Source organism: Pseudoduganella plicata (assembly GCF_004421005.1).
Taxonomy (GTDB): domain Bacteria; phylum Pseudomonadota; class Gammaproteobacteria; order Burkholderiales; family Burkholderiaceae_D; genus Rugamonas; species Rugamonas plicata.
Genome location: NZ_CP038026.1, coordinates 1,187,870 through 1,201,194, shown reverse-complemented (window position 1 = coordinate 1,201,194; position 13,325 = coordinate 1,187,870). Strand labels below are relative to the sequence as shown.

The following is a 13,325-nucleotide window of genomic DNA, read 5'->3' as shown; positions in this document are numbered from 1 at the left end:
CACAGCGCCATGCAGGTTGCCAAAGTCCGCAAGGAAGCTGAAAAAGACCTGCCCACCTTGACCAAGGCCGAGCTGGCCGAACTATTGTTCGAGCAAGTCGGGCTGAACAAGCGTGAGGCGAAGGACATGGTCGAAACGTTCTTTGACGAGATCCGCAACGCGCTGGAGCGCGGCGAGGCCGTCAAGCTGTCCGGTTTCGGCAATTTCCAGCTGCGCGACAAGCCGCAGCGGCCCGGCCGCAACCCGAAGACCGGCGAGGAAATCCCGATCACGGCCCGCCGCGTCGTCACGTTCCACGCCAGCCAGAAGCTCAAGGCCATGGTGGAAGAAAGTGCCGCACTGGCACGCGCGGCCTGATAGAGGATGTACATGAACGATCGCATCAGCAAGACGGATCTGGTGAGCTTGCCACCGATCCCGGCGAAGCGCTACTTCACCATCGGCGAAGTGAGCGAACTATGCGGCGTAAAGCCTCATGTGCTGCGTTACTGGGAGCAGGAATTTACCCAGCTCAAGCCGGTCAAGCGGCGCGGCAACCGTCGTTATTACCAGCACCATGAGGTATTGCTGATCCGCCGTATCCGTGAACTGCTGTATGAACAGGGTTTCACGATCAGCGGCGCACGCAATAAGCTGGACAGCCGTGGCGCAGTCGCGCAGGAAGAGTATGATGAGGAAGTAGTTCAGACCGATGCGATGCCGCCGCTGGACCGCGACATGATCCGCGACGAATTGCAGGCCATTCTGAATCTGTTGAAGTAAGGGTATTGAAAAACCGGCTTGCGGCGCCACATGTTTGTCCAACAACGCGATGGGCATGCGCCGCAGCGGTTTCCGGCCCCGACGGTGCGTCGCGAGTGAGACGTGGCAGCGTCTTGCGGCGCTCAACGTCTTTTTTTTGCGTCTTCCGCTAAAAACATGTCAGCGCGACAATGCGCAAGAACGTTAAATGTTTGGTGATACAATATCAACGTTATAATTTTGCTAGTGAAAATTGCAGACGCTGATCCGGGGCGGCGAACGTTCCAGAACTACTTCCCCAAGCTAGGGACATACGAGGGAAAACAATGATACGCGTTGCCATTTGTGACGATCATCAGATAGTTAGAGCAGGGTTCAAACAGATTTTTTCGTCCTCCGACGAGTTCAACGTCGTGGCCGAAGGGAGCACGGGGCGCGAAGCGCTCGACATTGCACGCCGCGAAATTTGCGACGTCCTGCTGCTCGATATCGCGATGCCCGACCAGAGCGGTATCGATACCTTGCGCACCATCCGGCAGGGCCAGCCGGATTTGCCCGTGCTGATCCTGTCGGGCTACCCGGCGCAGCAGTACGCGCTGAACCTGTTCAAGATGGGCGCGAACGGCTACCTGAACAAGGAATGCGAGGCGGACGAGCTGATCACGGCCGTGCGTACCGTGTACCAGGGGCGCCGCTACGTCAGTTCCCAGGTCGGCGAACTGCTGGCCCAGAGCTTCGACCGCGATCCGAACACGGCCTTGCATACGGAGCTGTCGGACCGTGAATTCCAGGTCTTCCTGCGGCTCGCTCGCGGGGCAACCGTGTCCGACATCGGCACGGCCCTGTCGCTCAGCATTAAAACCGTGAGTACCTACCGCACGCGTATCATGGAAAAAATGGGGTTGCAATCGAACAGTGACCTGACATACTACGCAATGAAGAACAACCTGTTGGACTGAAGCTCGGGCGCCTGGCACGGGGCTTCTGGTCTCCCGTGCCGTGTCGCAGCAGCCGGGGTGACGTCCGTGTCTTCCCGGACCGCCAGAACTCTCTCACAGCCGTGCTTGCCTTGCTCCGCAATGGCAGCGCGGCTGTTTCATTTTCCGCCACGAACGTTGCTGGATCGTACACGCAACGTCGCCTATCGTCGGGCTTCCCCATCGTTTTGTTGTTCTGGTGCGCAACTTCTGCGTCCGATGAACTTTCCACGAGGCACCAATTGGCGTCGCAGTCTATAATAGCCTGCCCCCGCCGCCGCGCGTCAGCGAAGGATGCTTCAGGATGTACTTCACCGTTTTATCAGCGCCAAAGCACCGGCTGCCTCTCTACAAGACTCTTCTGTGCGTCGTGTGTGCACTGTTCTTGATCGTAAATGGGCTGAGCCTGTTCCACAATCTCGAGTCGCTCAAGAGCGCCAATGCGCAGACGCTGCAGAGCTCCCGCGTTGCCGAGCGCCTGCAATACCTGGGTGTGCTCGTGCAGGATGCCGAGAGCAGCATGCGCGGCTATTTCATCTCCGGTGACGACACCTACCTGGGTCCCACCCGCGCCGTGACGGCCGAAACGGAGGCCGAATTCCGACTGCTGGAACAGCTGCTGGCCGACAATCCTGCCCAGCTGAAGAACCTCAGCCAGCTGCACCAGCTGGTGCGCCGCAAGCTGAGCATGATGGGGCAGGCCATCGAGGTCTACCGCCACGGCGGACTGGACGAGATCGTCACCATTTCCCGCTATGGCGAGGACCGCAGCGGCATGGACGAGATCCGCCTGCAGACCGTCATCATGATCCAGGAACAGAACGAAACGCTGGCCACGCGCAGCGCGCGCTTCTATCAGGAATACCAGAACGCACTGATGCTGGGCATGGGCATCAACGCGCTGGCCATTGTCGTGCTGGTCGTGTTCTACCAGATCGTGCGGCGCAGTTATTTCACGCAGGCGAGCGTCGAGCACGCTTTGCAGCAATCGAATGAGAACCTGGAGGAAATGGTTGCGCAGCGCACGGAGCAGTTATCCGTGCTCTCGCGCCACCTGATCAGCATTTCGGAAGAGGAAAAGGCGCGCCTGTCGCGCGAGCTGCATGACGAGATGGGTGCGCACCTGACATCGATCAGCATGGATATCGCCGCCGTCACGCATGGCCTGCGGCAGACGGAGCCGGAACTGGCAACGCAGCTGCGGCGCGCGCGCCAGACGTTGCTGGAAACGGTGGAGCTCAAGCGCCGCATTATCGAAAACCTGCGTCCCAGCCTGCTGGACAACCTGGGCCTGTGCGCCGCGCTCGACAGCTATACGGCCGACTTCGCCCGCATGACGGGAGTGCCGTGCGATACGGAAATCGGCACCGAGGTCGACAGCATCGCCCGCAACGGCGAGGCCAGCCTGTCGATCGCGCTGTTCCGCATCGTGCAGGAGTCGCTGACGAATATCCGCAAATATGCGGCCGCGACACGGGTGTCGGTAACGTTGAAACAGACGGAAGAGGGCATGCTGGTGCTGCGCATTATCGACAACGGCATCGGTATCGCATCGGACATGATCGTCAAGCCGATGTCGCATGGATTGCTGGGGATGCGCGAACGTGCGCTGCTGTTGGGCGGCACCCTGACGATCCGGCGCGGCCGGGGCGACAAGGGCACCTGCATTGAAGTGTTCATTCCGCTGAGCGGGACGGCGCCAGCGGGCGCCGCGGATGGGGTCAGCAACCTGCTACGTCAACGAGCAGACGATCATATTCCGTCTTCGCCACCTTATAGCACTCTCCGGCATAGCGTTCCAGACCCGCACGGTCTAGCACAGTGATGTTGCCGCGGCGGTAGGTGATCAGGCCGTCTTCCTGCAGCTTGCCGGCGGCGGCCGTGATGCTTTCGCGCCGTACGCCCAGCATGATCGAGATCATTTCCTGCGTGACCTTCAGCTCGTTGCTTGGCGAGCGGTCCAGGCGGTCCAGCAGCCAGCGGCACAGCTTCTGCTCGATCGAGCTGTGGCGGCCGCCGACGGCGTTCTGCGCCATCTGGGCAAACAGCGCCGTGTTGTAGCGCATCAGCAGTTGCGGCAGTGCGCCGCCCTGGTTGAACACGTCGCGCAGCGCCTGCGCTTTCAGGCGATAGCCGTAACCGGCGCTCTGCACGACCGCGGTGCACATGGCGCGTTCGCCCGGGAACATGGAGACGCCGACGACGCCTTCATGGCCGACCACGGCGATTTCCGTCGTGGCGCCGTCTTCCATGACGTACAGCAGCGACACGATGGCCGTGGTGGGGAAGTACACATTTTCCAGCTTGCTGCCATATTCGAAGAGTTCTTTGCCGAACGGCAGCTGCACGAGCTCCAGGTGCTCGAACAGGGATTCCAGTACCGGGCGGGGCAGCGCGGCAAGCAGTTCGTTCTGTTGGGTACCGCTATAGCTGACAACGGGCCGGGACGCCACTTTGAAGTCCCGCGAGCCGACAGGCATCGAACGGGAGACATTGTTTTTTTCGGTAGCGCCAGGTTGAATGTTGTTCATTTTATCCTCACAGACTTGGGTACACGGTTTGCTCGTCGGGGCCGGGGGTGTCTACCTTCGTAAAGCTTGGACAGTCCGGGAGCGCTTCTGTTCTCGCGCTGCTTTGCCGATTGCATAGGGTGTACTTTAGTTTTCTATGTAGGTTACGAACATAAGACGGGCTTCCGCTGGGGTGTAGGCTGGCAAGATGACAACATGTCAGCCTAGTCCTACCAAAAATGCGAATTGCTTATCATGGAGTCTGAATCCGCGGCGCACCGTTGGCATTTCGAGGAGCGCCGCACTGCCTGGACGGGCATTAGACTGCGGCTGGACCTGCCAACGGTGGAATCGGCACCGGCTTGCACCGGTGTCGCAGCGGGATGGCGCAACGGCGCACCAGATCGCGTGTCAGCCACCGAACATAGTGGTGAGCAACACCGGCAAGGCAGATTCCTACACAGCCTTGAACGGTGAGCGCGACAGTAAGGGCGGCGGTGCCCAGTGGGGCGTGTAGTCGTCTCGTCAGGATAACGCGGGCTGGACAGCGGCTTGGCGGCGCAGCCGGAAGCGGCCCAGTGCACCATTGAGCAGCGCCGACTCAGCATGTATCCGACTGGCGCCGCTGGACGCCTGCGCGGTCAGCTCCGCATTGCGCCGGTTCATCCGGTCGATGCGGTCCAGCGCCACGTTGAGCGCGGCAATTTCCGTCCGCTGCGCCGCCTCGACGGCACCGATGCGCTCCAGCACCGCTGTCATCTGGCGCACGGCGTCCTGCAATTGCGCCATCGTGTTGCCTGCCTGGTCCGCCAGCTCGCTGCCCGCCTCGACCTGCGTGACGGAAGCTGCGATCAGGTGCTTGACTTCCAGTGCCGCGGCAGCCGAGCGTTGCGCCAGGCTGCGCACCTCCGCCGCCACGACGGCAAAGCCGCGGCCCTGTTCGCCGGCGCGCGCGGCCTCGACCGCCGCGTTCAGCGCCAGGATATTGGTCTGGAACGCGATGCCGTCAATGACGCCGATAATGTCGGCAATCCGTTCCGAGCCCGTGCGCATTGCCTTGACGACGTCCACCACGGCCAGCACGTCGCTGCCGCTGCGAATGGCCGTGTCGGCTGCTGTGCGGGCCAGCGCCTCGCCATGCTGCACGTGGACGGCATTGTCGCTGACGGACTGGGCCAGCTCGCGCATCGACGCCACCGTGTCGCCCAGCACCTGCGCCTGCCTGTCCGTCTGCGCCGACAGGCCGGCATTGCCGGCGGCCAGCTCGTCGGCCGCGCCGTCGATGCGGCGGGCCCCACGGCGGATGTCCGTCATCAGCGCGCTGAGCGTGCCCATCGTGTTGGCAAACGCATCCGTCAGGCTGCCCAGTTCGTCACGCGCGGGGGACGAGATCCGCACCGACAGGTCGCCCGCCGCAGCCGCCTGCACGGCGCCGTGCAACGCGCCGATATCGCGGGCGAACGAATGGTAGAACCCGGCATACAGCCACGCCGCCACCAGGATCGCCGCCAGCACGGCGCCCAGCACGATGTTCCGCCGCAACCTGTCGCGCGCGGCCCGCTTGGCCAGCAGACCGTCCAGCGCGACGGCGGACGTGCGCACGATGCCGTACAGGCCATCGACGGCACGGCTGCCGGCCGCGTTGAACTCGCGCCCGGATGTCTGGTCGACTGCGTTCGTCACCTCGTTGCGGCTGCGGTCCAGGAATGCCAGCGCCGCCGGCACAGCCGCCATTCGTGGCGCCAGCACCGGTTCCAGCGCGGGATTGGTTGCGGTCAGCCGGCGTGCCTGGTCGGGCACGCGCTCCAGCGCATGCCGGGCCAGCAGCGCCGTTGCGTTCAGCAGGCCATCCTCGTTGGCTTCCAGCAGCCCGCTGTCGATGTAGGCGCCGCCGCGCGCGGAAAGCACCGACAGGCTGTCGGCAATGTCGGGGAACGTCGTCAGGAACAGCTCGGCCAGATGGTGCGTGCGCACCTCGGGGTCCAGGCTCAGGCCGGACCGGTCGGCCACGTCCCCCATCAGGCGCGACGCCTCGGCGATCAGCGCGCTGTGCAGGGTAAAGCTGGCGCGGGCGTCGCGTGCCGGGTTGTCGGCGCGCAGTGTGGACCATTGGGCGGGCAGCTTGCCGCTGTCGGCCAGCACGGCCGACCCGGGGCCGCGTCGCCAGCTTTCCAGCTCGGCCAGGCGCTCCGCCAGTTCGCGCGACAGCGCGGCGGCGTCCGTCGGCTGATGGGCAGCCAGGCGGAGGTGCTCCAGGGCGCGGCGCTGCTGCGCCAGCCGGGCGATCTCCACCAGCCGGGTCACGCCCGCCACGCCGGTACGCTCCCGCTCCGTCGCAGCCACGGAGCGCTGCAGCTCCGACATCAGGAGACCTGTCGCCAGCAGCAGCGGCAGCAGGAACACAAGCGAGATGACGAGAAATTTCGGCAGCAGGCACAGGCGCTGCATCAGCGCGACGGCGGGGTGGAAGAGGAATCGCATGCGGGTATCACTGGTTAGTTTCCAACGCGCAATAATGCATGTCGAATATGACAGGGCGATGAAACCGCGACGCGCCGGGAGCACCGATGCAGCCGGGGCGATACGGCTGGGGCATAATGAACGCTCCCGCAGCCCGGACCGAGCCCATGCCAACCAGCGTCCTCCTGGTCGAAGACGATCCCGTCCTGGCGGACGCCATCGCCCGCCTGCTGGCGAGTCACGCCATCGCCGTGGACACGTTGCGCGACGGCGCCGCGGCCGATGCGCGGCTTGCCGCCGGCCATGCGTTCGATGTGCTGGTGCTCGATATCGGCCTGCCGGGCATGGACGGCTTCGACATCGTGCGCCGGCTGCGCGCGCGCGGCAGTGCAGTGCCCGTGCTGCTGCTGACGGCGCGCGACGCCGTCGAGGACCGCGTCAAGGGCCTGGAGCTGGGTGCGGACGATTACCTGGTCAAGCCTTTCGCCACGCCCGAACTGGTGGCGCGGGTGCGCGCGCTGGCGCGCCGTCACGCGCCCAGGACTGCCGTGCTGGCGCTGGGCGCGCTGACCCTGGACAACGCCACGCGCCGCGCCAAAGTCGGCGAGCGCGTCATCGACCTGTCCGCACGCGAGTGGGCGGTGCTGGAATACCTGCTGCTGCACGTGTCGCGTGTCGTGTCGAAGCAGCAGATCATCGACGCCATCCTGCCGCTGGGCGACGACGTCACGCCGAACGCCGTCGAGGTCTATGTGTCGCGGGTGCGCCAGAAAACGGTGGAAGCGGGCATCGCCATCCGCACCATCCGCGGCTTCGGCTACATGCTGGAAGCCGATGGGTAGCCTGCGCGTGCGCCTGCTGCGCTGGTTGATCGGGCCCGTCCTGATCGTCAACCTGGCCGGCGGCGCGCTGGTGTATGTGCTGGCCTGGGTGCTCGCGCGGCTGGCGTTCGACCAGGGCCTGCTGGACATGGCGGGTGCACTGGCCGCACGCGTGACGGGGAGCGGCGGGGCGCTGCAAGTCGATCTGCCGCCACAGGCGGAACAGATTTTGCGCCGCGACGAGACGGATGCGGTCTATCTGGCCGTTCGCGACAGCACCGGGCGTCTGCTGGCGGGCGATCCCGATTTTCCCCGCGTTGCCGCGGCGCCGGGAATGGCATTTGACGCCACCGTGCGCGGCGAGCCGGTACGCATGGTCTTCGTGGCCGCCGCGCAGGGCGCCACCGTCGGCGTGGCGAAAACGCTGCGCAAGCGCGGCCAGACGCAGGCCGCCATCGTGCGCGCACTCATCCTGCTCGAAACTCTGGTGACGCTCGTGTCGGTGGGCCTGATCTGGTATTCCGTGTCGCGCGGGCTGCGGCCGTTGGGACGGCTGCGTGCCGCGCTGCGTGCACGGGCGGCGGACGACCTCGCGCCGACCGACAGTGCCGACGTGCCGGTCGAGCTGGAGCCGGTCGTGCGCGCGATGAACGCGCTGCTGGAGCAGGCCGCGCAGGGTACGCGGGCGCGCCAGGACTTCCTTGCCAATATGGCCCATCAGCTGCGCACGCCGCTGGCCGGGCTGCACGCCCAGCTGGACGTTCTCGATGGCCGCCAGACGGATGCCGGCAGCGCCCGTGCGCTGGCGATGATGCGCGCATCGACGGAGCGCATGATCCGCCAGGTGAATCAGCTGCTGGCGCTGGCGCGCGCCGAACCGGCCGGGCCGGAACGCCGGCGCATGGAGCCGGTAGCGCTGGATGCGCTGCTGGGGGAAACGGTGCAGCATTTCGTCGAACAGGCCGCCCGCAAGGCCATCGACCTGGGCTTCGAGCTGGCGCCGGCGCTGGTGCAGGGCGACCGCTTCCTGCTGCGCGACCTGGCTGACAACCTGATCGACAACGCGATCCGCTATACCCCGCCGGGCGGACGCGTGACGGTGGCCTGCGCCGCCGATGCCGCAGGGGCCGTCCTGACGGTCGAGGACAACGGCCCCGGCATCCCGCCTGCGCTGCGCGCCGCCGTGTTCAGCCGCTTTGTGCGCCTGGACCAGCACAGCGCCGGCACGGGGCTGGGGCTGGCCATCGTGCGCGATATCGCCGCCGCCCACGGCGCCGGGGTGACTGTCGAGACGGCGGCGGGAGGGCAGGGCGCCTGTTTTATCATCAGATTCAGCCATCCGCAACCCGTCCCGGAGCTGTCATGATCCTGCGTTTCGCCGGCATCCTCGCCTTGTGTACCGTCCTCGTCCCCGCGTCCGCGCAAAAGCCTGAAAGCCGTGCCGAAGCGGTAAAAATTGTCGCTGACATGCGCCGCATCGTCACGCCGCAGGGCATCGAACGTATGCAGGCCGTGCGCATCGGCGGCATCGACCAGTGGATCTCCGTGCGCGGCATGGACCGGCGCAATCCCGTGCTGCTGATGATTCACGGCGGCCCAGGCTATGTGGCGATGCCCACCAGCTGGTATTTCCAGCGTCCGTGGGAGGATTTTTTCACCGTCGTCCAGTGGGACCAGCGTGGCGCCGGCAAGACCTATGCGGCCAACGACCCCGCGGCGGTGGCGCTGACGATGACGCGCCCGCGCATGATTGCCGATGCCGAAGAGATGGTGGCCTGGCTGCGCCGCGAGTTCGGCAAGGAGCGCATCTTCGTGCTGGGACATTCCTGGGGCAGTTCGCTGGGCATCGAGCTGGCGCGCCGGCACCCGGACTGGCTGCACGCCTATATCGGCGCGGGCCAGATCACGAACTCGCCGGAAAGCGAGCGGCGCGGGCTGCGCTTTGCACTGGACGCGGCGCGGCGCGACAACAATGCGCAAGCCGTGCGCGAACTGGAGGCGCTGGGCGACTATGCGGCCCCCGGCCGTCCCGTTGTCCTGCGCGACCTGTACGCCCAGCGCAAGTGGCTGGGCTACTATGGCGGCGCCGTGTACGCGCGCCGCAATACCGATCACGAAAGCGCCGCCGCCCGCCTGGCACCTGAATATACCGATGCCGACCTGCGCACCATCTGGAAAGCGAACGACTTCTCGGAAAATCACCTGCTGGCCGAAACCGTCGCGCTGGACTTCAGTGGCTATACCCGTTTCGATTGCCCCATCATCCTGCTCAACGGCCGACACGATCACAACGTCTCGGCCAGCGTGGCGGCCGAGTGGTTTGCCAGGGTGCAGGCGCCGCGCAAGGCGCTGGTCTGGTTCGAGAACTCCGCGCACGAGATGTTCAACGAGGAGCCGGGCAGGATGCTGGCCGCACTGCTGCAGCAGGCGCGGCCGATTGCCGAGAAGGCGGGGGACGTGGCGCCGTGACGTACGCGTCTGTGCGATCGGCGTGCGAGCCGCCGGTGCGCCAAAACCACACTGTCAGGAAATAGTCAGCCTTTCCTCAGGGTAACGTCAGGTCGGGATAGTAGACTGTGGGCAATACTCATTGCACCACCGCCGAGGACGCGCATGACCATCCCATCGAAATTTGCCCGCCTGCAGCGCGGCTTCACCCTTGTCGAAGTGATGGTGACGGTGGCGATTGTTGCCATCCTGTCTTCCGTGGCCGTGCCGATGTACCGCGACCACGTCACGCGCGGCCGCCTGGCCGAGGCGTTTGCCATGCTGGGCAGCGTGCAGCCGACGGCCGAGCAGTTCTGGTCGAACAACCGCACCTACGTCGGGCTCGACGGCCTGAACGGCTTTCCGCGCGCCAGCCAGAACTTCGATTTCGCGCTGGCGGCGGCCGATGGCGCCTCCTACCGCGTTAGCGCCACGGGCAAGGGCCCGGTGCAGGGGTTCGTCTTCACGATCGACCAGAACGGCAACCGCGCCACGACGGCCGCCCCGGGCGGCTGGACGGCAAACGCCGGCTGCTGGACGGATCGCAAGAGCGGCGAATGCATCCACTGACAGGCCACCGGGCCGGCGGCTACACGCTGGTGGAGCTGATGGTGGCGATCGCCGTCATGGGCGCGCTGCTGGCCGTTGGCATCCCCAACATGACGACGTGGGTCGTGTCGAACAAGGCGCGTGGCGCCGCCGAGTTTTACGCCGAAGGACTGGCCATGGCGCGGCGCGAGGCAATCGCGCGCAACGCCGCCAGCCGGCTCGTGCTGAGCCCGAATGCCAACGGCCAGCTGGACTGGCAGGTCGACGTCTGCTTCCCCGTGCCGGGCATGCCGTGCAGCGCCGACAGCGGCAGCTGGTCGGGCGTCGCGCAAGCGGCGGCCAACGATCCGAACGCCGACTCCCCTTATAGATCCATTTTCCGCGCCGCCTCGGCGCTGCCGAACGCCGACATGCTGGTGCCGACAGTGCAGCCGCAGGGCAGCACGGGCGTCTACTTCACGGCGCTGGGCTGGGTCGATACTGCCGACGTCGGGCGCCTGGCGCGCCTGCAGCTGACGCCGTCAAGCGACCTGCGCGACGCCGTTCAGCCGGTGGCGCTGGTCGTCACCCTGGCGGGCATCGTCGCCAAATGCAATCCGGCGATCACCGCGCCGGACAGCCGGGCATGTCCGCCATGAACGCGCGCCGTCTGCAAAGGCAGGGCGGCGTGGCCCTGCTGGAAGTCATGATCGCCGTGATCCTGCTGGGCATCGGCCTGCTGGGTGCGATCGGGTTGCAGGCGCGTTCCTATGCGGCGCTGGCCGATGCGGGCCAGCGCGCCGAGGCCACCATCCAGGCCGACAAGCTGCTCGGCATGATGAACAACGACGTGGCCAATATCGCCGGCTACGCACTGGCCGCGGACGGGCAGGCCGGGTCCGCGCTGGCGCCATGGCTGGCCGAGACGCGCGCGCTGATTCCCGGCGCCACGGCCACCGTGACAGTGGCCCGGCAGGGCACGCGCTGGCGGGTCGACGTCACGATCGCATGGCGCCGCAAGCAGGGCGGCGACGGCAACCGGCACCAGGTGACCGCCTATGTCGTCTAGCCGCGCGCACGGCTTCTCGCTGGTCGAGCTGCTGGTCAGCGTCACGGTCGGCATGCTGGCGATCGTCTTCGCCACGCGGCTGTTCGTCACCAGTGAGCAGAACAAGGCCGCTGCCGTCGGCGGTTCCGACTCGATGCAGAACGGAATGCTGGCCATGTTCTCGATCGCTAACGACGCGGGCCAGGCCGGCTGGGGGCTCAACGACCCGCTGCTGTCGGGCTGCGATACGATCCTGACCGACACGGCAGGCTACGAGCTGCCCGTCGTGCTGCGCGGCGGCGTCCAGACGACACCGCTGGCGCCAGTCGTCATCGAAAGCGGCGGCACGGCATCGGACCGCATCACGCTGATGGCCGGCAGCGCCATGAGCGGCGCGGGTTCGGAACGCCTGCGCGACAACTACGCGGGCGCCAACTCCATCAACGTGGCCACCAGCCAGCCGTTCGGCTACCTGCAGGGGTCGGTTGTCGTCATGGTCCCGGAACCGGCCGGCGGCAAGTGCGCGCTGGCGCAGCTGTCCGCCACGCCGCCCGGCTACATGCTGAACTTCGACAGCGGCGCCGCGTTCCGCTTCAACCGCACCGCGCTGGGCAATGCCTACGGCGCCGGCCAGGCGCGCGTTTTCAACCTGGGACCGCTGCAGACGCTGGCGCTGCATACCTGGTCGGTCCGCGACGGCAACCTGATGCTGCGCGCCACCGACCTGGCCGGCGCCTCCGCCAGCCCGGCCGCGGTGGTCGACAACGTCGTCGCGATCAAGGGACAGTACGGCTTCGACACCCGCGCCGGCAGCGCCTTCGATCCCGCCGCCGGCATGCAGGTGGGCACGTGGAGTGCGTTGATGATCGACGCCGACGGCGACGGCGTGGCCGGCGGCGCCGGCGATTTCCAGCGGGTGGCCGCCGTACGCCTGGCCGTCATCGCCCGCAGCAGGATGCCGGAGAAGCCGGACCCCGTCACGAAGGGGTGCCGCGCCACGCCGGCGCCGCTGACGGTGTTCGGCAGCCGTTCGCCCGCCACCGTCGCCGCCAGCCCCGTCACCGTCAACCTGGATACCGTCCCGCTGTGGCAGTGCCATCGCTACCGGGTGTTCGAGACGACCGTCCCGATCCGCAACGCGGCGTGGAGGCCATGATGCGGCAACGCGCACAACGCCCGCAACGAGGGATTGCGCTGCCCGTCATGCTGATCATGCTGACGGTGCTGCTGGTCAGCAGCATCTACCTGCTGCGCTCGACGACGTCGACGACGCTGACGACGTCGAACCTGGCCTACGAGGCGGCGCTGTCGAAATCGGCCGACCTGGCGCTGCACACGGCGTTCGACTGGCTGAGCGGCGTGGACAAGGGCCTCCTGACGCAAAATCAGGCGGCCAACGGGTACGTGGCGACGCTCAATCCCGCCTGGACGGTACGGACGCCCGCGTTCTGGGACGGCGCGGCAACGATCACGGAGCCGGTGACGAACCTGCGCATCGAATACGTCATCCACCGCCTGTGCACCGCGACAGGTGCCTACAATGCCGCCAACAGCTGTACGCTGACCTCGGCCCGCCGCAACGTCAGCGCGCCGACGCAAGTGGGCGACAGCCTGTCGTCGGACGCTCCGGCATACCAGGACAAACCGCAGTTGCACTATGTCGTCACGGCGCGCATTTTCGGCACCCGCGGCGGCAATGTCGTGAACCAGACCGTCATCATGATGGGGCCGTGACGGGCCCGTACAGGTAGCA

The 13,325-nt window shown here is 66.2% G+C and carries 14 protein-coding genes; 12 read left to right on the top strand and 2 right to left on the bottom strand.

The genetic code is table 11. The annotated features are described in order from the left end of the window. The first annotated feature begins 9 nt into the window (after positions 1–9). The 4 genes from E1742_RS05150 (at position 10) to E1742_RS05135 (ending at position 3,543) form a co-directional block, all read left to right on the top strand. Positions 10–357, top strand: coding sequence for an integration host factor subunit alpha (locus E1742_RS05150; protein ID WP_107144599.1), 348 nt, complete (start codon positions 10–12; stop codon positions 355–357). A 12-nt stretch (positions 358–369) separates the two neighbouring features. Continuing rightward, positions 370–762: a MerR family transcriptional regulator gene (locus E1742_RS05145; protein WP_134383861.1), complete on the top strand. Its 393-nt coding sequence runs from the start codon at positions 370–372 to the stop codon at positions 760–762. 305 nt (positions 763–1,067) lie between these two features. Beyond that, positions 1,068–1,700, top strand: a complete 633-nt coding sequence (locus tag E1742_RS05140; protein WP_134383860.1) for a response regulator — start codon at positions 1,068–1,070, stop codon at positions 1,698–1,700. 322 nt (positions 1,701–2,022) lie between these two features. After that, entirely contained in the window at positions 2,023–3,543 is a 1,521-nt protein-coding gene (locus E1742_RS05135) for a CHASE3 domain-containing protein (RefSeq protein WP_134383859.1), read from the top strand. On the opposite strand, the gene E1742_RS05130 is transcribed toward E1742_RS05135, so the two are convergent. Both E1742_RS05130 and E1742_RS05125 read right to left on the bottom strand, forming a co-directional pair. Then, complete coding sequence (locus E1742_RS05130) at positions 3,440–4,249, bottom strand: Crp/Fnr family transcriptional regulator (RefSeq protein ID WP_134383858.1); 810 nt, start codon at positions 4,247–4,249, stop codon at positions 3,440–3,442. The genes E1742_RS05135 and E1742_RS05130 overlap by 104 nt on opposite strands. Positions 4,250–4,753: 504 nt before the next feature. Further along, the gene (locus tag E1742_RS05125; RefSeq protein WP_134383857.1) at positions 4,754–6,709 is read right to left on the bottom strand and encodes a methyl-accepting chemotaxis protein; all 1,956 of its coding nucleotides are present in this window, start codon (positions 6,707–6,709) and stop codon (positions 4,754–4,756) included. Between the two features lie 146 nt (positions 6,710–6,855). Between E1742_RS05125 and E1742_RS05120 the strand changes: the two genes are divergently transcribed. From E1742_RS05120 to E1742_RS05085, 8 genes are all read left to right on the top strand, one after another. Beyond that, a complete protein-coding gene (locus E1742_RS05120) occupies positions 6,856–7,530 on the top strand; it encodes a response regulator transcription factor (protein ID WP_134383856.1) in 675 nt (224 codons plus the stop codon). Further along, positions 7,523–8,875: a sensor histidine kinase gene (locus E1742_RS05115; RefSeq protein ID WP_134383855.1), complete on the top strand. Its 1,353-nt coding sequence runs from the start codon at positions 7,523–7,525 to the stop codon at positions 8,873–8,875. Before E1742_RS05120 ends, E1742_RS05115 begins: the two co-directional genes overlap by 8 nt. After that, positions 8,872–9,978 (top strand): alpha/beta fold hydrolase, encoded by a 1,107-nt coding sequence (locus tag E1742_RS05110; protein WP_134383854.1) that lies wholly within the window; start codon positions 8,872–8,874, stop codon positions 9,976–9,978. The genes E1742_RS05115 and E1742_RS05110 overlap by 4 nt, the downstream gene beginning before the upstream one ends. Before the next feature lie 144 nt (positions 9,979–10,122). Continuing rightward, the gene (locus E1742_RS05105; RefSeq protein WP_134383853.1) at positions 10,123–10,566 is read left to right on the top strand and encodes a type IV pilin protein; all 444 of its coding nucleotides are present in this window, start codon (positions 10,123–10,125) and stop codon (positions 10,564–10,566) included. Next, positions 10,554–11,183 carry a GspH/FimT family pseudopilin gene (locus E1742_RS05100; protein ID WP_134383852.1) on the top strand — a complete coding sequence of 210 codons (630 nt, stop codon included), beginning with the start codon at positions 10,554–10,556 and terminating at the stop codon, positions 11,181–11,183. Before E1742_RS05105 ends, E1742_RS05100 begins: the two co-directional genes overlap by 13 nt. Then, entirely contained in the window at positions 11,171–11,593 is a 423-nt protein-coding gene (locus tag E1742_RS05095) for a type IV pilus modification PilV family protein (protein ID WP_134383851.1), read from the top strand. Before E1742_RS05100 ends, E1742_RS05095 begins: the two co-directional genes overlap by 13 nt. Next, positions 11,583–12,728 (top strand): PilW family protein, encoded by a 1,146-nt coding sequence (locus E1742_RS05090; RefSeq protein ID WP_134383850.1) that lies wholly within the window; start codon positions 11,583–11,585, stop codon positions 12,726–12,728. The genes E1742_RS05095 and E1742_RS05090 overlap by 11 nt, the downstream gene beginning before the upstream one ends. Then, entirely contained in the window at positions 12,725–13,306 is a 582-nt protein-coding gene (locus E1742_RS05085; protein ID WP_229466536.1) for a pilus assembly PilX family protein, read from the top strand. Before E1742_RS05090 ends, E1742_RS05085 begins: the two co-directional genes overlap by 4 nt. Positions 13,307–13,325: the final 19 nt, after the last annotated feature.